Annotated in this window: 12 protein-coding genes and 2 pseudogenes (1 of these 14 only partly in view); 7 read left to right on the top strand and 7 right to left on the bottom strand. The window is 68.9% G+C overall.

What is annotated here, in order from left to right; genetic code table 11:
• Positions 1-834 precede the first annotated feature (834 nt).
• Complete coding sequence (locus ACZ45Q_RS23860) at positions 835-1,137, bottom strand: hypothetical protein (RefSeq protein WP_468264830.1); 303 nt, start codon at positions 1,135-1,137, stop codon at positions 835-837.
• A gap of 244 nt (positions 1,138-1,381) precedes the next feature.
• Between ACZ45Q_RS23860 and ACZ45Q_RS23855 the strand changes: the two genes are divergently transcribed.
• A complete protein-coding gene (locus ACZ45Q_RS23855) occupies positions 1,382-1,921 on the top strand; it encodes a hypothetical protein (RefSeq protein ID WP_468264744.1) in 540 nt (179 codons plus the stop codon).
• 170 nt (positions 1,922-2,091) lie between these two features.
• Here the strand turns inward: ACZ45Q_RS23855 and ACZ45Q_RS23850 are convergent.
• Positions 2,092-3,525 (bottom strand): annotated as a pseudogene (locus tag ACZ45Q_RS23850) (MinD/ParA family ATP-binding protein); the annotation flags it as partial.
• 560 nt (positions 3,526-4,085) lie between these two features.
• On the opposite strand from ACZ45Q_RS23850, the gene ACZ45Q_RS23845 reads away from it, so the two are divergent.
• The 3 genes from ACZ45Q_RS23845 to ACZ45Q_RS23835 all read left to right on the top strand — a co-directional run bounded on the left by ACZ45Q_RS23845 (position 4,086) and on the right by ACZ45Q_RS23835 (position 7,784).
• Positions 4,086-4,469 carry a hypothetical protein gene (locus tag ACZ45Q_RS23845; RefSeq protein WP_468264742.1) on the top strand — a complete coding sequence of 128 codons (384 nt, stop codon included), beginning with the start codon at positions 4,086-4,088 and terminating at the stop codon, positions 4,467-4,469.
• Positions 4,470-5,043: 574 nt separating this feature from the next.
• Positions 5,044-5,724 (top strand): hypothetical protein, encoded by a 681-nt coding sequence (locus ACZ45Q_RS23840; RefSeq protein WP_468264740.1) that lies wholly within the window; start codon positions 5,044-5,046, stop codon positions 5,722-5,724.
• A 599-nt stretch (positions 5,725-6,323) separates the two neighbouring features.
• Positions 6,324-7,784 carry a helix-turn-helix domain-containing protein gene (locus tag ACZ45Q_RS23835; protein WP_468264738.1) on the top strand — a complete coding sequence of 487 codons (1,461 nt, stop codon included), beginning with the start codon at positions 6,324-6,326 and terminating at the stop codon, positions 7,782-7,784.
• A gap of 424 nt (positions 7,785-8,208) precedes the next feature.
• On the opposite strand, the gene ACZ45Q_RS23830 is transcribed toward ACZ45Q_RS23835, so the two are convergent.
• Both ACZ45Q_RS23830 and ACZ45Q_RS23825 read right to left on the bottom strand, forming a co-directional pair.
• Positions 8,209-9,429, bottom strand: a complete 1,221-nt coding sequence (locus ACZ45Q_RS23830; RefSeq protein ID WP_468264736.1) for a hypothetical protein — start codon at positions 9,427-9,429, stop codon at positions 8,209-8,211.
• On the bottom strand, positions 9,426-10,568 hold the full coding sequence (locus tag ACZ45Q_RS23825) for a ParA family protein (RefSeq protein WP_468264734.1): 1,143 nt from the start codon (positions 10,566-10,568) through the stop codon (positions 9,426-9,428). The genes ACZ45Q_RS23830 and ACZ45Q_RS23825 overlap by 4 nt, the downstream gene beginning before the upstream one ends.
• A gap of 472 nt (positions 10,569-11,040) precedes the next feature.
• Between ACZ45Q_RS23825 and ACZ45Q_RS23820 the strand changes: the two genes are divergently transcribed.
• Positions 11,041-11,850, top strand: coding sequence for a transposase (locus tag ACZ45Q_RS23820; protein WP_468264732.1), 810 nt, complete (start codon positions 11,041-11,043; stop codon positions 11,848-11,850).
• A 182-nt stretch (positions 11,851-12,032) separates the two neighbouring features.
• On the opposite strand, the pseudogene ACZ45Q_RS23815 reads toward ACZ45Q_RS23820, so the two are convergent.
• The 3 genes and pseudogenes from ACZ45Q_RS23815 to ACZ45Q_RS23805 form a co-directional block, all read right to left on the bottom strand.
• Positions 12,033-12,302 (bottom strand): annotated as a pseudogene (locus ACZ45Q_RS23815) (transposase); the annotation flags it as partial.
• Between the two features lie 386 nt (positions 12,303-12,688).
• Positions 12,689-13,189 carry a hypothetical protein gene (locus ACZ45Q_RS23810; RefSeq protein ID WP_468264730.1) on the bottom strand — a complete coding sequence of 167 codons (501 nt, stop codon included), beginning with the start codon at positions 13,187-13,189 and terminating at the stop codon, positions 12,689-12,691.
• On the bottom strand, positions 13,189-13,695 hold the full coding sequence (locus ACZ45Q_RS23805) for a hypothetical protein (RefSeq protein WP_468264728.1): 507 nt from the start codon (positions 13,693-13,695) through the stop codon (positions 13,189-13,191). Before ACZ45Q_RS23805 ends, ACZ45Q_RS23810 begins: the two co-directional genes overlap by 1 nt.
• Positions 13,696-15,164: 1,469 nt before the next feature.
• On the opposite strand from ACZ45Q_RS23805, the gene ACZ45Q_RS23800 reads away from it, so the two are divergent.
• On the top strand, positions 15,165-15,647 hold the full coding sequence (locus tag ACZ45Q_RS23800) for a hypothetical protein (RefSeq protein ID WP_468264726.1): 483 nt from the start codon (positions 15,165-15,167) through the stop codon (positions 15,645-15,647).
• Positions 15,648-23,678, top strand: the beginning of a protein-coding gene (locus tag ACZ45Q_RS23795) for a UvrD-helicase domain-containing protein (protein WP_468264725.1). It continues 22,806 nt past the right edge of the window; only the first 8,031 of its 30,837 coding nucleotides appear in the window; the start codon lies at positions 15,648-15,650; its stop codon lies beyond the right edge, outside the window.

Genomic DNA, 23,678 nt, shown 5'->3' with positions numbered 1-23,678 from the left:
AGGCCGGGCAGGCCGCGGGGCGGCTGCGGATCCTGAAATCATCGACCACCTCGGTGCCGACGGGAAGACCCGGATCATCGACGGCACCGGGATTCGGGTCTGCCGATCGGCCGCCGGGGACGGGCTGTCGCTCGGCGGCTACGGGGCCTACGCCGGCGATGTCTGGTTCCAGGCCAACCAACGGCCATCACGGCATGGAATCAGCCTTCGCACGAGGCGTCACCGTCTGGGGCAGTGCGTCGCTATACTGGTCGTAGGGTGCGGCGCTGCCTGCGCCGCGCCGCACCCTGACACGGCCGGGCGTCTTCCAACTGGTCTCCCAGACTGGCCGATGGGAGCACGAGGGCTTCACCCCGGACGACGTCGCCCCTCAGCGGGTGTGTCTTCCCCATGCGGCAGCCAGTTGGCGATCTCCGCCAGCAGGGCCTGCACCTTTCCACCCCGTCGCCATCGCGAAGATCAGCGGCCTGGACGACTCAACCGTGGGCCGTATCTTGCAGAGCGGTATCTACACCGGACACTTCGTGCATTCGATACGCGGGCGATACGACCTCGGCTCGGCGGCCGCCGACCTCGGCTTCGCCGCACTGAGCAACAACGACTCGCTCTGCGGCAACGAGGCCAAGGAGACCCCGCACCCCCTGCGCCATGCCGCCAACGGGTGCCTTGTCTTCTTGTACCTCAGGGCGCCCTTTGGGATCGCGGGCCGCCAGTGCCTGGGCATGGCGGTCGGCGACTCCGACCTCGAAGAGCTCGGCATGACGCACCGCGACGTCCTCTCCGTCGCCCGCTCGCTGCGTACCGGAACCACCGGCCGCACGATCCTGGCCTACCTCAGCCGCGGACATACAGCAGCGTGTCGCCGCCGAAGCCATTCCCAACGAAGCCGGCCCCGAGGCCTTTTGCGACCCGAAGCAGTTCCTCGCCTCCCTCGCGGAGATCCCTGACGTTGGCCATGGACTGGGCTTCCAGGACTGCATGAACGAGCGGAACTCCTGCGCCGCTCCGATCATCCACCATGACACGATCACGGGAGCCGTTCTCCTGCTGAAGCCCTGCACCGGCATGCCCGAGGCGCCGGGGATCGGTGATCGACGCGACCGTCCGGGCCGGCAGCGCGCTCGGCGGGTGGACCACCGAACCCTGATCCCCGGCCGCTGCGGCACCTGCGGTGGCGGGCAAAGGCGGCGGGCACGGTTCCAGGGGGCTGGGCCGTGCCCGGTACCCACCGGATCCCCCTGCTCCGGCCGTTCAGCCGCCTCCAGACCATGGGTAGTCCCCGGGACAGCTGCCGGGTTGACCGACTCTCGCCTCGAGGGCCGCGGCGGTGCGCAAAGATGGGGGCCGTTGCCCGCGCCTCCCAGGACGTACCCGCCCCGTCATGACCCACGGCTTCCCCACCGCGCCCTTCGTCGCCGCCGAGGACGCGCTGATCGCACACCTGCGCCAGCATGCCGAGCTCGCGGGCGGCGCATACGCTGCCACCCGCGGGTGGCACTACCCGACTGCGTTCCACCTGCTGCTTGATCTGGGGCGACGCTTCGCGCTCGCGCCCCGACCGGCCGACCTGGCCACGATGCCCGCACGGCTCTGCTACAGCAATGCCGCCCGGTACGCCCTGGAGCATCAGGACCAGGGCGTGGTCTATGTCGAGGGGTTCGCCCAGACCCACGTCGGACTCCCTTACTACCTGCCGCACGCGTGGGTTGCCCGGCCGGACGGAACCGCGCTCGATCCTACCTGGGACGACGGGCCCGGCCGGGCGTACGTCGGTGTCGCGGTGGCCGACCCCCGGCTGTGGCCCGTTGACGGAGGGGGGTTGCTCCAGGACCACGAGCGGATGCTCCCCCTGCTCCGAGCGGGGCTGCCTCCTGCGGCGTTGGCCGACCTGGGCCGCCCCCTGGAATGCGAAAGCCGCTGACCCCGTCGGACGTCCCGTCACAAGTTTGCCCTCCAGTCCTGCAGCGTCCCCGACCGCCCCTGACGGTGGGCCAGTTAGAACCGGGCGTCAGCGGGTCGGGGCGCCGCGATCCGGGCACCGCAGCCTCACGGCGGTGACGTCCGCCTGGCCGGCGCTCAGAGCGCTTACCGCGGCGGTGGCGGGAACGGGCTCTGCTGCGGGTGCCCGGAGGGATGTGCGTAGCCGTGCTGCGGGGGCTGGGCCGGGAAAGCGTGGCGGGCCGGGCCGGCGGGGGCCGCGGCGGGCGGGGGCGTTCTGCGGGTGGTGAAGCCCTCGGCGACGAGGGCGCACAGCTGCAGGTAGGCGTCGCGAGTCTTGGGCCGCATCAGGTCCAGGTCCACCTCGGCGCCAACCGCCAGGTGCTCGTCGAAGGGAACCGAGACGACCCCGCGGCACCGGGATGAGAAGTGCGCGACGATGTCCTCCGCCTTGATCATCCGGCCCTTCTCGCGTACGCCGGAGACCACCGTGAGCCCCCTGCTGACCAGGTTGGCGTAGCCGTGGGCGTTGAGCCAGTCCAGAGTGGTGCTGGCACTGGAGGCGCCGTCGACCGACGGGGTGGCGACGACGATCAGTTGGTCGGCGAGGTCCAGGACGCCGCGCATGGCGCTGTGAAGCAGGCCGGTACCGGAGTCGGTGAGGATGATCGGGTACTGGCGGCCCAGTACGTCGACGGCGCGGCGGTAGTCGGCGTCGTTGAAGGTGGTGGAGATGGCCGGGTCGACGTCGTTGGCGAGGATCTCGAGGCCGGAGGGGGCCTGCGAGGTGAAGGCGCGGATGTCCATGTAGGTGTGCAGGGTGGGGATCGCCTGCACCAGGCCGCGGATGGTCGCGCCGGTCTCGCGCCGCACTCGGCGCCCGAGGGTGCCGGCGTCCGGGTTGGCGTCGATGGCCAGCACCTTGTCCTGGCGCTCGCTGGCGAGCGTCGCCCCGAGGGCTGTGGTCACGGTGGTCTTGCCGACGCCGCCCTTGAGGCTGATCACGGCGATCCGGTAGCAGGAGTGGACCGGTGTGCGGATGAGCTCGAGTTTGCGCTGCAGCTCTGTGTCCTCGCGCGCGCCGCCGATGCGGAAGCGGGCCGGGCGGGTTCCGGGGCGGGTGCTGCGCGGCTTGGGCGGGGCACCGCGCAGGAGCCGTTCGGAGGACAGCTCGGTCGCGGCGCTGCGCCCCAGGGGAGCGTGCGCCGTCCCGGGGGGTGCCGACGACGGCGGCGCGTGGGGGGCCAGGGGGGCCGCTTGTGCGGTGCCCGGCGTCGCGGCCGGCACGGCGGCGTGCTGGGGCGGCCAGGCCGCCCCAGCTGAAGCGGGGCCGCCGGTGGGGATCGCCGTTCCTTCGGGGTTGGCAGGGGCGGGATAAGCAACAGCAGCAGGGCATCCGTGTCCGGCCTGCGCAGGAAGCGGCCCGGGTTGGAACGGGGCCGCGGGAGGCGGGCCCGGAATGGCCGGGGGCGGTGAGGGTGCGGCCTGCACCGGTGCCGGCTGCTGGACGGGCCAGGGTGCGGGCGCCGTCGGCACGGATTCCTGCGGGTGTGGAGCGGGTGGGTGGGGCGCGGACGGCGCAGGGGTGGGGGCGGGGTCGTGGGCGGCGGCCTGGCCGTACCAGGCCGGGCTCGTGTAGGCGGCGACGAAAGGCCCGTGATCGGGAGCAGCGTCGTCGCCGGTGATCAGCTGGCTCTGTGCGCTCGGGACCCAGCCCGCGTCTTTCCCTGCTGGCTGGCTGTGCATGCTTGCTGGCCTCCTGATCTGAGCAACCACCGGATGGACGGCACTGTTCGCGTCGTCGAGCCTGGATCTGATGCGGGACCAGGAGGTGAGCGGCATCGCGGAGCCGGCGCTCCCGTCGGCCCTCTCGGCCGCGGCTGCTCGCTCACGTCCGCCTGCTGCGACGTCTCCCCTTCTGGGCGGTTGGTTCGGTGCGGTCATGGCCAGCCTGCCCGAGGAATGACGGGTTGTCCGCGTGCCAGCGCGCTTCTTCCCTTCGGGGGGAACACCAGTTAAGAGCAGCTCCCGCGTGCTGCCACTGAAGAGACCAGGCGACCGTCGCGTCCGACGTGCGTGCGTAAGTGGCTGGGGCGGTGCCTCACGGCCGGCACGCCGAGGTCCAGCACAGGGAGGTACGCGATGGAGTGGATGCGGCGGCGCCGCAGGCTGGACTGCACCCGGGCATCCCCCGGATCGAGCTGCTGTGCGCGCCCTCGGTTTTGGCGTCGCTGCTCACGCGGTGCGCGCATCGCTACGGCACCGCGCACTTCGCCGACAGAATGCAACAACCGGCCGTCGCCGGGCTCGTGCGCGTGGAACTGTCCGGTTTGGAGCTCGCGGAGTTGATGGATGTGGCGGCTCGCCCGGGCCGCTGGTGGAGCCGGGAAGATCCTCCCGGCCGGGCGCTCTGCCGCACCGCCTATCGGGCTGCCGCCCCCAGCGTCAACCAGCTGGGTCCGAGCCATGCCGACACCGCGATCCCGGCGATCGCTCTTACCGCAGGCGCCCGCCGACTAGAACCCACCTAACCGGATTCTTCCGCTGTCTATGCTCATATTGCATCGTCCAGCGGGACTTGGTGGATTGCAGACCGCCAGCATGCGGGCGCGAGTGCCTGGAGAGCTGCATAGGCCTACACCAGTGAGAGGCCGTTTTGCCCCGTATGACTGGTTCTGTCGACGGGCATATCTCCAGATCACGCGGCGGAACGACGACTATATATCGACATTCTGTTCCGCCGGGGAACGTGAATGTTTCCACACACCTGACACAGAGCAGCGGGAGCGAATGCCCCGAAACCCACCCCTTCCCTCGCAAGATCCAGTTCCCCTTTCACGATCCGTCACAGGAAGAGGGTCTTCCGGAAGAGGGTGTTCCTGGCCATCCCCCTGTGCGCCCAGGTAGAGGTCTTGCAGGCGGACCAACAGCACCAGCTGCCACTACTGAAAGGCAGATTTGGCGCACCGGGGAGGAATTGTGGACATCGGCTCACGTAGTTCGCATCAGCGTAGGGAGCGCGATCGCACGAACGCGGTACTCCATGCCCTGCTCCAGCTCGGCCCCGGACCGCACAAGTCGAGCGAGATCGCTGCCCGGACGACCATGGACGAGGAGGAAGTGCGGCGGCGGCTGCTCCAACTCTTCAAAGCGAAAGTCTGCTTCCGGCCGCGCTTCGGCTACTGGGAGCTGCGCCCCACTCCCGCCGCCGCAACCGGCTCTCCGGGTCTCGTACACCCCAGCACCTCTCCCTTGCTCGACGCCGCCCTCCTCCTTCAGGATCTGCACAGCCGCACCGAGCAGGCCGTACTCCTGCACACCTACTCCCCCATCACCGGCGAACGCCTGTGCGTCGGCGCCGCCGGAGCTCACGACGTGCGCCTGCGCCGCGAACTGGCCTCCGCTCCCCGGGCCGTGGACCGACTGCGCCGGGCGCCCCTCGACTCCGACGCCCCGGGCTTGGTCATGCTCGCCAACCTTGCCGGCCATGACGTCCCCCTGCGCGAGGACCTGCGGCAGATTCGGTCCACACAGGTCGCACTCACCAAGGCGCCCCTGCCCGGCTGGTTCCTCGTCTCCGTACCGGTCCGCCGCCTGCCCGGCGCCCCGGCCATCCCCGGTGCCGAGCCCTGCGTGGTCGCCGCCGTCAGCATCCTGGCCCCCAGTCACGCGCACGGCGATCCGCTGGTCGCCTACTGGCGGCTGATGCGCAACGCCGTCCAAGCGGCCATCGGGTCCAGCGTCGTCATCTCTCAACCGCGATTCGCAGCCGCCCAGGCCGCGTGACCCCGCCCCGGGCCACAGGCTCCCCACAAGCGGCACATCGGCCCCTTCGACGCCCGCACAGCGGCCCGCACTGCCGGGCGCGCACGCACGTGGGCCTCGAAGCAGGCGCCAACCAGACAAGGAGGACGACATGCCAGTCAGGAACGGCAGACCCCCGAATGGGGGGCATCCGATGACCTAGCTCTTTGCGGCCTCGGTGCTGGCTGTCCAACACCCGGGCCCGGCCTCGCGCCTGATGCGGTGTGCCACCACCTCTTCAGCCGCCAGCCCATCGTCATCGCCCGACCTGCCAGTCGAGCGAGTCCCGGCTTCTCCGTTCCGGAGAAGCCGGGCGAAATCACTCCCACTCCGGAGCTCGCGCCCCTGCCAGGGCGCCTCGACGTTCCACAACGACACCGGGAACGGATCGCATTCATGATGCAGCAGACGGCTGCCGCTTGTCACCCACCCCTGCCGGAATCATCCGGTTATGACCTCTGCTCGTGCCTGCTTCTCCTCCCTCCGCAGAACGGTTTGCGGGGCGCTGCCGCAGCACCTCCTCCACGTGCGAGGGCCAGCTCCATCGCCGCCTCAAGGACCTCTGCAGGAGCGCTGTAGTCATGAACAGCGCGATAGACCTGCTCTCCGCAGCCACCACGCTCCCGGTACCTGCAGCCCGCCGCTCCCCCACTCTGAGCATGGCCGCGCTCACGCCCCAGCGCGCCCACCTGACGCACCGGCAGACCAAGCCCTCCACGACCACCCGCACTCGCGCGCAGCCGCCGCGGACCGGGCTCCTCGCCCCGCTCCCACCTCTCTCCGTACGGATGCACAAACTCCTCGTCCTCGGCGACCAAGAGGCCGCGTACGCGACGGGCAACCTCCAGCGCGGAGGTAAGAACACCGCCGCGTCCGACCACGCCTGGGCCATCACCCGCGCCATCGCCGCCGACGCCGTCCGCGCGGGATGGAACCGCGCCTCATTCGTCCAAGTCATGCTCGACGGCCCCTACAAGGCCGGCCAGCACGCCCGCACCCTCCAGCACCGCCGCGGCTACGACAAGGCCGCCGCATGGCTTCAGCGGGCCTGGGACGGCGCCCAGCAGTACGTCCACTCCACCGACCCACTCACCACCCGCCAGGACTTCCACGCCGCCCTGGCCGCCTTCCGCTCCCGCATCGAATGCACCCCATGGAAGGGCATCGCCGGCAAGACCGACCTGCGCAACCTCATCGCCCGCATGGACATCTGCTCCCAGGCAGGCAGCTGGGACCACACCGTCTCCGAACGCGACCTCGCCGAGAGAATGGGCTGCAGCCGGACCACCGCCCACAACTCCAATCAACGCCTCCTCGCCACCAAGATGCTGCGCCAGCTCGATAAGGGCTCCCCCACCGAAGGCGCCCGCTGGATGCTCATCTCCCGCCTGCCCTCCACGACGTCTCACCACTGGTCCACCCCCAAAGGGCCGAAGGCTGGGGGGGCCATGAGTGGCCCAGCCGCGAGACAGGCGGACACCAACGCCAACCTCGACTCGAGGGCAGCAAGCCGGCTGATGACCCTTGACGCCTTCGCCCACCACGGACTCGGCGGCAGCGGACTCGCCATCCTCGCCTCCCTCGCCGAGCAAGACGGACAAAGCCTCACCGAGCTCCAGGCCAGCGCCTCCCTATCCCGCCCGACCGCCTACCGACAGCTCGGCAAGCTCAAGAACCTCGGCCTCGTCCGCCACGAAGGGGAGCTCTACCACCTCTCCCCCTCAGCCCTGGAAGGCACCGGAGAGCCGACGCAGCACTGCACCGACCCCGTGACCAGCTGGACCGAGACCGCCGAGCGCCTGGGCACCGCCGGCACAGCAGAACGACGCCGCCGACACCACGAGGCCCAACGAGCCCACTGGCGCCTCGAACAAATACGCATCGCCGAGCGCCGCCGCGCCGCACAGCAGCCCCCCCTCCCCCACCCTGCCGTGGCTCTGCCTCAGTACGTGCGTGCCGACGGCTGCGCCATCGACCCCACCACCGGGGAGGTCGTTGCAGGGCTATACGTCGCCACGGACGGACATTGGATTTGGGCGTAGACGCAGCGGTGGACTCGCCGAGGGCAGCCGGACGCAGCACCTTCCCCGAGGAGCGGTGCCAGCGTTACCTCACGCGCGAGACTGGCCCCACCTTGAATCGAGTACCGCGATCTTCCCTCGTCGCGTGGCGCCGCGCTCCTTCGGGTCGGAAGCTAGGCCTTGAACGCCCTCGCCGAACTGTCTCGCCTTCCGCATCCTATGCCTCGCCATCGCCGGGCACGCCTGGCACGGTGCAGTCGTCGCCGAAAGCCGGGGCCTGGTCCCCTCGGGGAGAGGACCAGGCCCCGGCTGGCGAATGCCTTCGCCTTGGAGCCGGTGGCTCGGAGCTGGTCACACGAGGTGGGCACCTCCTTTGTGGCTGCCGACCAAACCCACGGCGGCTACGAGGGTGCCACATCCATCCGATCGTGGATGTTCACGTCGGCTACTGGATATTCGTTGCCACGCTGCGCGCGAGGAATTCTTCGAAGGCGTCCTGCTCCTGGGTCATGCCGTCAAGGAGGTCCGAGACCGCCACACTCACAATCTCGAAGGGCTGGACCTTCACGGACGGCATAGTCCGCAGCAGAGTCATCAGCCGTGTCAGGAGCGCGTCCCCAGACTCGGTTAGAGGGCAGATGGTGCGGCTGTGCCGCAGCTGGGACGCGTACTCGTCATCGGCGATGTAGTTCCGATAGGCGATGGCCCGGTCCGCCAAGGCGAAGACGACATCCTTCTCGTCCTCGATGCGCTCGGCGTCAGCCTCCGCGGGGTTGAGCGCGGAGAGTGCCCCCTGCAGCGCAGTGTCGACATAGTGTCCCGCGATAAGCCGGGGCGTCGGCATGCGCGGCGTGACTCGAGCCATGACCGCGGTGTCGATGGCGATCTGAGTGGCGGTTCGCTCAAACGTAAGGCCGTACAGCTGAATGTTCCGCGGCTTCGAATCGGTCTTCTTCACCACCGCGTACGTGTTCAGAAGCGAGGCATAACGCGGGGCCTTCTCGAACAGTTCCCGCATGCTCTGTTCGCGATTCTCTTGCCGTTGGTCAGCCGTGAAGGGCTTCGAGGTGTTGCGGCGCGGTCGTCGCGCCGGCAGACCGGTGGACGACCCCCAACTGGCAACGGCATGCGTCGACTCTCGACGCGCCACGGCGACCGACGTCGGGGGCGGCGCGACGGGCGGAGCTGCTTCCGGAGCTGACTGGCTCGGGCTGGGCTCGGGAACCGGAGGCAGGGTGGTTGGGCCAGCATCCTCGGGCGCGCTTGTCTTCGGTGGCTCGCTGCGACCATCAGCCTCCGTCGGAGTTGCGAGAAGGGTGTTGGCAGGGATCTCAGTGCGGGCCGGGGGGGCAGTTGGCGCCTCGAGTTCCTGCTCAGCGGGAGTTCGAGGCCCGGCTTCCTCGACGGGCTGATGAGGCACCAGCGGAGGCTCTGACTCGACCGGGCTCTCGACACCCGGGGAGGACGCTGCAGGTCCCGCCCCGAAGATGTCTGCGGGCAGACCCTCTGCCTGCTCTTCGTCGTCGGCGGCGTCGCCGAAGCCGCCGAAGTCGAGGTCGGGCATCTTCAGATTGGATGCTCCCTTGCCTTGCGCCGCGGAGCCTCCTCGCGACCTTCCCGACCCCGAGCCCTTCTTGGCCGGATTCTTGCTGGGCCCGCTGCTCATGCGGTGGCCTCCTTCAGCTGCTGATTACGGGCACGGACCCTGGTGATTACGGCACGAGCCATGGCTGCGTGGTCGTTTGCGAGCTCGATGGCCCGCTTAGCGTCAATGAGGCGTCCGTTCTCATCCCTGGGCCGCTCGGCGACCTCTCCTGTGAGCGGGTCAATCCACTGACCGGCGGCCGCCATGGCGAACTCGTGGGCGAGCATGCCAGAGTTGCGAGCCTCTTTAGCTAGTACACGGCCTTCGCGAACATAGTCCTCGAGGATGACATCGGGTGAGACGTTGTGCCGCTGAAGAGCCATGCGGAGCTTCTGCCAGACGATGGTCAGGTCGCTGGTGGGCTTCCCCTGGACCTTCCTGAAGCCCAGGAAGCACATGGCCGCCACGCCGAGTTCAGGGTTGGTCTTACGGGTACTCTTGGCCAGCACAGCGAGGTTCGCAAGACCACTGACGGACGCGTTGTCTGAGTCCATCAAGGGGGCGGTGAGGTGCGTCGCTGCGGCTAGGCCGAGTTGCTGCAGACTGCGATCGCCGGGCGAGAAGTCGATGACGATCCAGCGGTACAGATGGCTGATCTGAGCCAACAGGAGAGCAAGCAAGAGGTGCGCAGCCCGCCCGTGCGTGGCAACAAGTGCCCCAAGTGCATCGGTGATCCTCGCATTGTTGGCGCCGGCAGGCACAACATGCAGGAACTGGCGGTCAGTCTTAATGACGTGGAGGGGAGCGTCATTGGTGACAGCACTTGCCAGTCCCGCACCCTTGTCGTTGAACTTAGACCGAGCCAGACCGAAGTCGTGAGAGAGACCATCCCCTTGAAGGTCAAGCTCAAGATGCAGGACTGGCAGAGCCTTCTTCCCCTGCTTCGCAAGCTTCTCCTGCTCTGCAGCGAGCATGCCTGCCATGTTTGCGGAGAGAGTCGTCTTCCCCTGCCCTCCCTTTCCGATGGTGACACCGATGACGTTCCGGAGGTAGGGGCGAATCTGGCGCACCACCTCGGCCAGCATTTCATCGTGCTCATCTTCGTAATGGGCCGGGAAGCGGCGCACTACCTCCAGACGACTCTTCAAGTCCGTGAAGCTCACGAGCTCCAGTAGGTCATCAAGCGTCTTCTGTACGGGTGCGTCCAAGGACTCGTCCAAGGCTCCTCCACTGATCTCTGATGCGTCAGGGTGCACACGTCGGTGCTCGTGAAGAAAGCGTCCTAATCGTGCATGTACCCCTTCGGTTGCATCGCGCACGGTACACGCAGACCGTCGTGCGTGTCACGCACCGTCAGACGGTCGGTGTCGCAGCTCCCTCGGCGTGGGACCTCCACGCTGGACTTCCCGGACCACTCGGCCCGCCTCCTCGCCGACCTCCCCCTTCGCCAGTGGGTCGGTGCATAGGTTTCGTGTTGGGTGAATGTGTAAGTGAATAAAGATTGTGATTCTGTGAAACCGCAGGTCAGAGTGGGTGTCACCTCGAACACGACCTGCCGGAGCTGGGCTGGCGCACTGGTATCAACCCCCACGACGGGCCACCGTGGGCCTGGAACCGCACCCGCTGATCGCGCATCTGGCCCGTCACAAAGGCACAATCTTTATTCACTTACACATACACCGGCTCTCGAACATGCTGCTCTGCATAACCGACTGCCGCACATTCCCGTTCCCGGGGTGGCCGTCCTCGATCGTCTGCGCGCTGGAACCCGGCCGCAACTCGTGGACCGCGCCGCTGGACGCGTTGCGTCTGGCGCCGGGGGACGACACCGCCACCGTCACCGCCCGGCAGTTGCGCAACCTTGTCGAGCGGCTGGTCACCGCAGGTCAGTGGCAGACCGGAGACCCGGACATCCTCGTCATCGCGGACGTCGGATACGACGCGCCCCGCCTCGCCTTCCTGCTGAAGAATCTGCCGGTGCAAGTGGTGGCCCGGATGCGCTCGGACCGCGTCCTGCGTCGGCCGGCCCCACCGCGGCAGCCTCGTACCAGGGGCCGGCCGCCCCGGCACGGTGGCGAGTTCGTCTTCGGGCAGCCCAACACCTGGGGCACTCCGGACACCGAAACTCTCACCGGCACACGCCTCTACGGCACCGCCCGAGCACGCTCGTGGGACCGGCTCCACCCCAAACTGACCCACCGCTCTTCCTGGGCCGCAGCCGACGGCACTCTCCCGATCGTCGAGGGGACCGTGATCCGCCTGGACATCGACCACCTGCCCAGTGGAGCCACTCCGAAGCCGGTCTGGCTGTGGTGGTCGGGCTTCGACGCAGACGCATCGGACGTCGACCGCCTCCGGCAGGCGTACCTGCGGCGTTTCGACATCGAGCACACCTTCCGTCTGTTCAAGCAGACCCTCGGCTGGACCCGCCCGAAGATCCGAACCCCCGAAGCGGTGGACCGCTGGACCTGGCTGATCCTCGCCGCCTACACCCAGTTGTGACTGGCCCGGCCACTGGCGGCCGACCGGCGCCGTCCGTGGGAAAAGCCCGTCACCTCAGACAGGCTGACCCCGGCACGAGTCCGCCGCGACTTTCGGCACATCCGCCCCAAGGCCGTCTGCCCGGCCCGGGCACCAAAACCCGCTCATCCCGGACCCGGACGACCACCGGGCCGGAAGAACACCTTGTATTTCTCGAGGTCGAAGCCGGGTGGGCGCCCGCCCGCGCTGCCACGGCGGCGCCGATGTCCGGCCTAGTCCCGCTTCTCCGGGATGGTGTGCGGGACCTGCCGTCGGCGCAGGTACTCGCGGATCTCACGTGAGGAGTACGCCCGGTCGGCAAGGACGTAGACGGGCCGGGTGCGTGGGCGGCCGCTGCCAGGGCGGGGCACGCGGATGCGGTTCATCACCTCGGCGAACAGCGGCGCGTCGCCTCGTTGACCGGCAGTGACGTTCGTCAAGGAGTACTGGACAGTTCCTGCCGAGCTCAAGCGCAAGCGTTCCAAGCGCTGATAGCGAGGCCGTGCAGGCGCACGAGGGGGGAACCCGCCGAGGGCTGGTCCCCCCTCTCGTCGCATCGACAGTGGTAGGTGGACCACGGTGCATGTGTCTATGGGTCGCATCCGGGCCCGGGTGTACTCGTCCCGGCAGGCCAAACGCCGCTTGGGGGGAGCGCTGTACATCGCGGGCAGCTCCGGCCTGTCGGGGGCACTGGGAGCTGCTCCCGCCTTGACCGGATGACTCCGCTGGCAAACGGCTCCGGTTTCGGGGTACAGTGTTCACGAATCTTAGACGCAGCGAGGCCCCACCTTCGGGTGGGGCCTCGCTGTTTCTTGACCTGCTACCGGCGTCCCCGGCGGCGCGCTGCGCTTAGGTCAGCCACACCTGGTGCTGTCGGGACCTTGCCGTGCTTCCGCTCCAGCGTACGGAGCCGGACCTCCTCCTCGTGCCTTGCGAGGGCTCTGTCGTACCGCTCCTGGTAGTCCTCGACGTCGAGCCAGTCTTCTTCGGCCATGCCGTCGATGGCTGCCTTGTGCTCCGCAGGCGTACGGAAGCCGCTGAGCATAGGGTTGAGCTGGTAGAGGCCCTTGGTCTTCCGGAAGACCATGCGGGCGAGCCCCAGGTGAAGCAGTCCGCGGCCGGCCTGCGAGCGATGTACCTTCAGCGCTTCGGCGATCTCCACCTCGGTGGTCTGACATAGACCGCCGGGCCTCTGCTCGCCTAGCAGGTGGTGTAGTACCCGGTAGGCGATGCCCGGCATGCTCGGGGTGTACGCGAAGACGTTGAAGGAGCCCCAGGTGAGTTCCGCCGGGGCCTCATCAACCATGGGTGCCTCTGCCATCAACACTGCCCTCCGGGGGACTCAGATTCGGACTGCTTGGCCGCTCCTCGACGACGAGGAAGCTCCGGATCGGGCCGAGCCAGCTGCTTGAAGGCTTCAGGAACATCCGGGTCGTCCAGAAGATCCGCCAGAATACTCAGCTGGTCGACCCTCACACGGACCTTCTCCGTCCGGGCCCCACTTCGTTGTCGCACCGGTCGCTCAAACGTCTGGGTGCCGCCTCGCAGCGTGGCCGCGGGTTGGAGTTGATAGTGCCCTCGCTTAGGCATGTGAACCAAACCGAGTGCGGTGAGCTTGGAGATGGACCGTGAGACTTGGCTCTGATCACGTCTTTTACGTAGGTCTTCCCACATCTGCTCAGAAATGCCCTGAGCGATCTCTTTCTGGGTGACGCATGCAAGACCGCCCGGCTCCTGGCTCCCGATCAAGAACAGGAGGACGCAGAGGCTGACGTTGTCGTCGTAGAAGTAGGCGGAAGCCCAGCGCATGAAGGCGAGCGAATCCATCGCGAACCCGCCGCCGATGAAGCCATCGCTTGTGACGGGCGGCTCGACGTGAGCCCGATGGCCATCGGGAAGCTCAACGACGTTCGGACGAGGCGCAAGACTCCCCGGCTGCCGATAGGGACTGGCTCGGCCACCCGGCTTCTTGCGGGGGACTGGAGATGGCCCGAGGGACCCGTTAACGTCCGGGCCTCGGGCGGAACTTGCCGACATGGCGAAGCGCACTCCTCAAGATCGAATCTTAGACAGAGAGCACCCTACTGATTGCGCACATACTGCGCAACGACGCGCCGTATGTGCGCGTTGGCGTGTCGAGTATGAGCTGCAGAGCATGGAACGCATGGCCGGAGGCTGACCTGCTGCACCCTCACAGTGTGTGCCTGCTGGAACTTTCCATTCCGCGCCCGTGGACCTCGGAAGGCCAGGGCCGCGCCCCATGTCCGGCGGGCAAACGTGCGTACGAGCCGACCCGAGCCTCGCGTGACCCGCCGGCCTCCTCTGGAATCACCTGCCCATGGTTCAGTCGTTAGCGCTGCCACGACAGCAGCTGTGGCGAGCTCGCGCATCGAAGCGCGCAACATTGCGCGTACACCGCGCAATCGTCATGGGTGGACAAGGTGCTCGCTTCATACTGAGACGCCAGTAGTATGAGTTGGACGTCATGATCGTTTTGCTTGCTGGGCGCTCTGACCTGCAGCAACGGGCATCCGTCTAACCTCTAGAGCGTGCGCGCGCGTGATATCTCACCTTCCACCACAATGCAAGCACCACAGCGGACCGTTCATCGCTTCGCTTGTCGCACCACGCCCACAAGTTCCGAACCACTAACCAGCCTCGCCTTTGCAGCCAATCTCTACCCCGTCCTGAACCAGTACCACCCCGTCATCAACCCCCTGAGGGCAGCAGTTGCAGGCGTCCTGGGGTGGGTTCAGTGACCCAGTCCGGCCGTTGGGCCCGTTCCTGTCCCGCTTGCCCAGGGAGGGCGCCCAGCGCCCGAGCGGTGCGTCGGCGACGTTAGGAGCCGGCGCAGGGCATGCGGGGTGGGCTGGTCCAGGCCGCCAAGGGCCTGGCGCTGGGGGTCTGGGGGGCGAGTAGGCCCCCAGGAGGGGGTGCAGGGGGCAACGCCCCCTGCCGGGGTCGGGGGCAGCGCCCCCCGCCATGCGGGTCCAGGGGCCGCTCGCCCCTGGCGGGGTCCAGGGGCAGCGCCCCTGGGATCTGTACGGTCCGCAGGTAGCCCGCCAAGAGACGTGCTGATATCGAACTTTCTGCTGCTGTCGGTCAACCACCTCCAGTCCGCAGTGCGGAACACAGCAACAGCTCCCTCCTTCATCGGTCCCGCTCGACGGGATAGCCCAGCTCAGACCCGTTTTGGGCCTCTCTCACCACCAAGCATCGGTTGCTGGCAGCGTAGGAGGAGCCTCTCTTAGCCCTTGATCGTTCTGCGCTGCCCACCGGACGTGGGGAGTGTGGACGTGAATCAGTACGGGCGGCGCGCGCAGCAGCACTGGCAGGAGTTCCGGCCCGGGCACATCGCGGAGATCGATGATCCCGAGGCGTTCTTCACTGAGCTAGGCGCCGATGTCCAGGACGAGGTGCGGATTCGCTGGACCGCTGAGCGCCTGAACGCGCCCCGCGTGACGGGGGAGTCCTTCCTCGAACGGGCTGGCCGTCTGCAGCAGATCCGCCACGATGCCGAGCGCGAGGTGCTGTGCGAGCTCGTGCTCCTGCCCGCCGAGGACGACGTCGACCTGGCGGATGACCCACACCTCAGCAGCTCCGAGGTGGCCGAGGAGCAGTGGCGTGAGCAACACCTTCACGACCTGCTGGCCGGCCGGAAGCAGCCGGGGGACTTCAGCGCCGCGGAGCGTGAACGGCTTCGTGCGGGTGCTGTTCCTCGCCTGCTGGAGCTGACCGGGCTCTCGGATGAAGCCCTGGTCCGTCAGGGGTTGCTCTAGATGGCCGCCCAGGAGGAGTTCCGCCCCGAGGACCAGAACGATCTGGCTCCGGCATCGCCGATGCCACGGCTGGAGGCGAACCTGGCCGCGCTGCGGGTCCTGCGCCAGCTCCAGAGCGAAGAACGGAAAGCGACCGACGAAGAGCGTCGAGTGCTGGCGCGGTGGTCGTCGTGGGGCGCGCTGCCGAATGTGTTCGACCCGTCACGAGAGCGGACCAAGGCCCGTCGTGAGAAGTACGAGGCGGCGCAGGCTGAGCTGCGGGAGCTGCTGAGCGAGGCGGAGTACTCGGCGGCGCGGCGGACGACGCTGAACGCGCACTACACCGACGCAGCGTACGTGCGGATCATCTGGCGGGCGTTGCGGGCGCTCGGGTTCAAGGGCGGCCGGGTGCTGGAGCCGGGCTCCGGGATCGGCACGTTCATCGGGATGGCCCCCGAGGGGGCCGAGATGACCGGCGTCGAGCTCGACCCGGTTACCGCGGCGATCAGCCAGGCCCTGTATCCGCAGGCGCGGATCCTCAACGAGGGCTTTGAGAAGTCGCGGGTCAGGCCCGGCGAGTACGACGCGGCGATTGGCAACGTGCCGTTCCACTCCGCCCGGCTCAACGACCCCCGGCACAATCCCGGCAACTTCCCCATGCACGACCACTTCATCATCAAGGCCCTTGAAGGGGTGCGGGTCGGGGGAGTGGCCGCGTTCATCACCTCCACCGGCACCCTCGACAAGTCGTCCAAGGCCGCCCGAGCGGAGATGGGCGAACTCGCGGACCTGGTGTGCGCGATCCGGCTGCCCAACGGCGCGCACGCCGCGGCCGCCGGCACCGACGTAGCGACCGACCTGCTGGTCTTCCGCCGCAAGGCGCCCTCCCACAAGAAGCAGGGCGCGGCCTTCACGAAGACCGAAGAGGTCAAGGCCGCCGACGACAAGCGGATGGACGTCAACGAGTACTTCCAGGCCCATCCGCGCAACGTGCTGGGCACCCTGGTGCCCGGGCGGGCTCGGGGCGGCAAGCACCGCCCCGAGGTCCTCGCCGGTAGCAGCGACACCGCCGCGCGCCTGGACAGGGAACTGCAGCGGGAGATCGCGGCCGCCGTCGAGGCCGGTCTGGGGATGACCGAGAACCCGGCCCGGCGCGAGGAGGAGGTCCAGGGCCCCGACGCGCGGGAGCTGTTCGACGAGAACGCCGAACGGTTCGACGGGCGGATCATCGTGCTGCCCGACGGCAGCTTCTGGTCGGCGCGGCTGGAGGACAGCGAACCGCACCCCTGCCCCAAGACCCAGCGGGACGAGCTGCGGGCCCTGCTGCTGATACGTGACGCGGTCTCCGATCTCCTGGACGCCGAGACCTCGCCGGATGCCGATGACGCCTGGCTGACCTTCCTGCGCTCGACCCTGAACGCGCACTACGAGGCGTACGTCGAGAAGTACGGGCCGGTCAGCCGGTTCGACCGGGTGGAGCGCACTCGCAAGCTCACTTGGGACGACGTCCCCGAGGAGCTCTCCGAACAGCTGATGGACGCGGCCCTGGAGGTGACGGGCCGGCTCGGCTCGAAGCAGCAGGCCGCCATCGACAACCTCGGCGACGGAGTGATGACCGACGCCGACCTGGAGGTCCTGCTCGGCTGGAACGCCGCCAAGGCCCCGGCCGCGCTGCGCGAACTGCTGGCCGAAGTGCAGGCGGTGCGCGACGAGCTGCGCGACGCCGGAAAGCTCAAGGTCTGGGCGCGGGTCCCGCCGCCGCAGGGCGGCTTCGCCGACGACCCGCACGCCCCGCTGGTGTACGCGCTTGAGGAGTTCGACGAGGAAACCGGCACCGCCCGCAAGTCCGAGATCTTCACGCAGCGCGTCGCAGCCCCTCGCGCACTGCCCGAGCGGGCGGAGACGCCCGAAGAGGCCGCCGCTATCAGCCTCGACCTGCACGGCCAGATACGCCTCGACGTCGTAGCCCGGCTGCTCGAGCTGGACGGTGAGCAGGCCGCGCGGGATGCGCTGTTCGGGGTGGTGTTTGAGGAGCCCCACACCGGGCGCCTGGTGCCGGCCGCCGAGTACCTGTCGGGCAACGTCCGGCTCAAGCTCTCCCAGGCCCAGGACGCAGCCGCCGTCGATCAGCGGTTCGTCGCGAACGTCGCGGCGCTCACCGAAGTACAGCCCGAGGACGTTCCGCCGGGGGAGATCCGCGTCAAGCTCGGCGCCCCCTGGGTGGACGCCTCCTACGTCCAGGAGTTCCTGCGCGGCCTGCTGCGCGACGAGTCGATCAAGGTGGAGCGCGCCGCCGGCTCCACCTGGACGGTCGACTGCCACAGCGAGAACGACGTCATGATGACCGCGGTCTGGGGCACCCAGGAGATGAACGCGGTCCAGATCGTGCGGGCCCTGCTCAACCAGCGGCCCATCCGGGTCGATGCCTCCTGGCCCGAAGAGGCCACCGCCGCGGAGAAAGCAGCAGCCCGGGCCGAGGCGATGACCGCGACGACGGTCGCCAACAAGTACGCGGAGAAGATCAACGAGGAGTTCCGCACCTGGCTGTGGAAAGACGAGGAGCGCGCCGAGCACCTCGCCAACCTGTACAACACCCGCTTCAACTCCTTCGTCCTGCGCAACTACGACGACGCCCCGAAGCTGTCCTTCCCGGGCCTGTCCACCGAGTTCACCCCCCGCCCCCATCAGCAGGCCGCCGTCTCCCGGATCCTCAACGAACCCTCGGCGCTGCTCGCCCACGAGGTCGGCGCCGGCAAGACGCTCGAGATGTCCATGGGCGCCATGGAACTGCGCCGCCTCGGCCTCGCGCGCAAGCCCGCGATCGTCGTCCCCAACCACATGGCCGAGCAGTGGACGAGGGAGTTCCTGCAGGCCTACCCCGGTGCGAAGGTGCTGACCGCCTCCACCAAGGACCTATCCACCCGCCGCAAGCGCAAGCGGTTCGCAGCCAAGGCCGCCACCGGCGACTGGGACGCGATCATCATGACGTACGGCGTCATGAAGGCGATCCCGCTCTCCGCGGCCGAGCACGAGAACTACATCGCCAACCAGCTCGCCGACTTCGAACGCGACCTCAAGCGCCGCCGCGACCGGCTCATCGCCGAGGGCAAGGACCCCGAAGCCGACGACACCGTCAAGGCGGTCGAGACCAAGAAGCTCGTCCGCGAACAGGCCCTGCGCGCCCGGATGCGCTCCATCCGCGAAGGCGGCCTGTCGTGGGAGCAGCTCGGCATCGACTACCTGTTCGTCGACGAGATCCACAACTTCAAGAACCTGTACAACCCGTCCAACAACGCCGGGCTGTCGATCGCCGGGTCGATCCGTGCGACCGACCTTCACATGAAGCTCGAGTACATGCGGGCCAAGTACGGCGCCCGCGTGATCACCGGAGCGTCCGCGACCCCGGTGGTCAACTCCATTGCCGAGGCGTACGTGTGGATGAAGCTGCTGCGCCCCGACATCCTCGAAGCCGAAGGCCTGGAGAACTTCGACGACTGGGTCGCCAACCACGCCGAGATCGACACCAAGATCGAGATCGCCCCCGAGGGCGGCCTGCAGACCAAGTCCCGGTTCGCGCGCTTCACCAACATGCCCGAACTGCTGACGGCCTGGTGGGTGCCCACCGACGTCAAGACCGCCGAAGACCTCGGGCTACCGGTCCCCGACGAGTACAAGGGCGGCCCGCAGATCATCAGCTGCCCGCCCACCAGCGTGAACGCCGAGATCGCCGAGGAGGCCCGCAGCCGGGCACGCGCGATCCGCTCACGCTCGGTGGACCCCAGCGAAGACAACATGCTCAAACTGGCCAGCTGGATGAGGCAGGCAGCCCTCGACCCGCGGCTGATCGGCTACGCCCTCGAAGACGGCGAGCAGACGAAGATCTCGATCGCCGCTGAGAAGATCGCCGAGCTGTACTTCAAGCACAAGGACGACGTCTACCAGGGCCCCAAGGACGCGGCACCCGACGAACTCCCCGGCTCGCTGCAGCTGGTCTTCGCCGACCTGGGCACCCCCTCCAAGGACGCCCTCAAGCAGGGCAAATGGACCGTCTACGACGGGCTGTTCATGGAGCTCGCCGCCCGCGGCGTGCCCACCGACGGCATCCGCTTCATGCAGGAAGCCAAGAGCGACCGGGAGAAGGCCGCCCTCTTCCGCGACGCCCGCAACGGCAAGATCTCCGTCCTCATCGGCAGCACCGAGACCATGGGAACCGGGACAAATGTGCAGCGGCGTGCGATCGCCGTGCACCACCTGGACTGCCCCTGGCGCCCCGTCGACCTGCACCAGCGCACCGGCCGCGTCGTACGGCAGAAGAACCTCAACTACGACCTCCAGCGCGAGGTCCACGTCTACAACTACGTCACCGAGAACAGCTTCGACGCCTATGTGTGGCAGCTCGTCCTGGGTAAGGCCAAGTTCATCCAGCAGCTGATGAGCGGCAAGCTCACCGACCGCACCATCGAAGACATCGCGATGGACCTCAACGAGTACATGGTCGAGGCCGTCGCCATGGGCGCCGGCGACCCGCGCCTGCAGGAAGTCGGAACCCTCCAGAACGAGATCCTCGGCATGGAGGCCGAGAAGCACGCCCACAACGCCGCCCAGTACGGCCTGCGGCACACCATCGACACCGAGACCCTGCGTGCCGAGCAGCTTGAGGCCAGCATCTCCTGGCTCACCACCGTCCTCGGCGACGCCACCACGCCCGGCACCCGCCGCTCCACCCGCGACACCGACTTCTCCATGACCGTTGTGGAGCGCACCGGCACCAGGCGTACCTACACCAAGCGCAAGGAAGCGGCAGCCGCTCTGCAATTCCGGCTCGTCGACACCTTCGACGAGCTGCGCGGCCAGCGCAACCACCCGCCACTGGAGGTCGCCGAGCTCGGCGGCGTGCCCATCTTCGCCCGCATGGACTTCCTCGACCTCAAACTCGACTTCGGCGCGGGCAAGGACATCACCGTAGTCCGCAAGAAGCTCACCGACGATCCAGCCTCCGTCTCCGGCACCATCCAGTCCCTCGAACACCGCCTGGCCCACCTCGAAGACGACCTCGCCCTCGCCCAGGAACAGCACGCTCACGCCCTCGCCGAGGTCGCCAACGCCCAGTCCTACCTCGGCACCGTCTACCACGACGACGACAACCTCGTTCAGGCCAAGGCGAAGCTGGCCGCCCTGATGGCCGAGCTGGAAACCGAGGCCCCCGTCCAGAGCAACGGCCCCGCCGGAGGCGTGCCCAGCTACGCGGGCGGCGCCCAGGACGGGGCTGCCATGGCCCGCGCCGGCGGGGGAGGCGGAGGGGGTGGACACTCCCGCAGCCGCTCCGGCGCAGGCAGCGGCGGCACCGGTGCCTCCGCCGACGGCCCCACGGCAGCCGACGAGGAACAGGAGGACTTCCCGCACTACACCGACCGCCTCGCCACATGGATCGCTGAGCGGCTGATGGCCGAAGCCCTGCGCGCAGTCGTCGAATCCCACCCCGACGCGGCCAGCAGCCCCGGTGCCCGCAAACTCACCAAGGCCCTCGCCCAGCTGCACGAGGAGAGCCGGAGCCTGCGCGAGAAGCGCCTGGCCGGCGAGGTGCTGGCGCCGGCCGCAGCGATCGTGCCGCCCGAGCTGTGGCGCACCGCCATTGAGGACGCCACCAAGGCACTCGGCAGGAACAACCCCATGGCCACCGACCTCAAGCGGCTCGGCCGCCTGGCCGCCCTGCATGAACAGCGCTGGACCGCCACCCTGGACAGCCCTGCCGCGCTGGCCCAGTGGGAGGACTCCGACGAACCCCGCCCGGACCAGTCCGGCGCAGAGGACGGCCGTGAGTACGTCCGCCTCGACGACCTGGGCCTGTCCGCCAAGTACACCGTGGGCACCGAAACCCTCGCCGCCCACGGCCTGCTGCGCCTCCTCATGCAGGACAGCCCCGTCCTGCACGCCGTCACCAGCCAAGGGCGCCAGCTCATCGCCCGCCGCCGCGACAGCTCCCGCCTCGAAGCCGTCTCCAACGACGCCCGCCTCACCGGCCTGGCCCGGCGCGCCGCACCCTCCGCCCCCGAAGCCCCCAAAGCCGCAGAGACTCCCGCGGCCCGGAACCCGGCCGAAGACCCCAAGCAGACACCCACGACCAGCACTTCACCCGCGACCGTCACGCCGGCGGCCGACGAGCCTGCACCCGCCCCGGCCGGCACCGGCATGCCCACCGCGGCAGCTCCGCAGCCGCCCGCCGCAGTACCGCCGCCGGCAACGGTGCCCGTCTTCGCCACTCAGCGGGAATGGAACCAGGCCTTCGCCGAGGTGGAAGCCGCCGAGATCGCGCTCAGCCGCGCCGCCGAACAAACCTGGGACCGCGACAGCATCCCCCGGGCCTTCACCCAGCTACGCCACGACCTGTTCGAGGCGGTCGCCGCCCACGAGGTCCGCGACGGCCACGACACCGAAGCCGCCCTCACCAACTCGCTGAAGCAGGCCGAGCAGCTCCTGCGCTCCCTCAAGGGCCGTGACCACGCCACCATGCAGACGCCCTTGAGCGACTTCACCCGCCTCGCCCGCACCTTCCTCGACCGGCACCGCGCCACCCTGGCCCAGCACGCGGGAGAAAACGACCTGGCCCGCACCATCGAGGACCAAGCACGCACCCGGTTCGAACAGTTCATGGCCACCCGGAGCCAGGACAACCAGCCCCTCGGCCAGGCCATCCGCGACGGCGACGACGACACCGTCCGCGCCCCGGCCCCGGCCGACCCCACCGCCAACGGCACCCCCGCACCCCAGGCCCCGGCATCCACCCCCGCCCCTGCCCCTGCGGGGGAGCTCGCAGGCGAGTCCGTGCAGGACACGACCACGAGCGACGACTTTTCCCCCCAGGACCGCTGGATCCTCGGCGAAGACCGCCCCGCCCCGTACGCCACGGACAACGAACACGACTCCGCCGCCACCGCACGCGAGGCCCTGCACGCGCTGTACGGCCAATGGCGGGAAGACTTCGCACAGGAGCTGCCCGCCGAGCCGGCCGAAGAGCTCGGCCTGGCCATCGCGGAGTTCGCCGAGTCCTGGGAACACGCTCAGCAAACTCCCGCCGAGGACTGGGGCCTGCAGCTCCAGGCCTACACCCGGGCCCAGCTGGCTGCCGATGCGCTGGCCGCGCACCCGGACTTCGCACCCACCGACCGCCGCGCCACCGGTCGGCTGCGCCACCTCGCGCGCACCGCGGCCCTCCACGTCGACCGCCTCGCCCACACCCCGCCGCCCGAGCCCGACGAGACCTGGCTGCGCGAGACCGCCCGGCGTTTCGAGGCTCCCTATGCGAGCGCGGCCGAGGTCCAGCAAGCCCTCGACACTCTCGCCGAGGCCGCCGCCCAGAGCACCACACCTAATGGACTCGAGCGCACCGAGGCGCAGGTCGCCCTCGGGAAGGCACGGGTGGCCGCCGCACAAATCCCGGGCGGCGCCGCCGCGCACCTGCAGGCCATGTACGGCCTCGCCCGGGCCACCGGGCTGGTGGACCTGAGCAATGCGAGAGGCAAACTCCCCGCCCACCTGGGGCGTCTCGCCCGGACGGTGCTCACCGATCCGGACCTGGCCGACACCCTCCTCGCCCCCAGCCCGCGCCCCCTTGAGGTCGCCTCCCGCGACCTCGACCCGGCAGTGCCGTACGCGCACACCGACGGCCGCCTCGACCGCGAGGGGCTGGAGCGCTCACACGGCGCGATCGTCAGCTCCGCCCGCCGGGTCCACGCCCAGAGCCGGCCGAAGAAGTCGGCCACCGAACGGCGCCTGTCGCGGTTCCTTGAGGAGATCGACCAGCGCCCGCTGAACACCCCCGAAGGCCGGATCGACCCGGCATGGCCGCACCTGCTGGACGCGGCGGCACAGCTGGTCCGCCAGGTGACCCGCGAACACGAGGACGAGGGCTACCGCGCCCACATGGAGCGCGACTTCACCGACTTCGCCAGCGCGGCCGCCCGCCACGCCAAGTCCGTGCACGCCACCCTCATCGAGACCGACGGGCACCTCGACGCCGAACTCGAAACCCTCACCCAGCAGGCGCTGGCCGAC

This window comes from Streptomyces sp. NPDC031049 (assembly GCF_055571015.1).
Note: the sequence above shows the minus strand (reverse complement) of the source record. Positions and strands in the feature narration are given on the sequence as shown.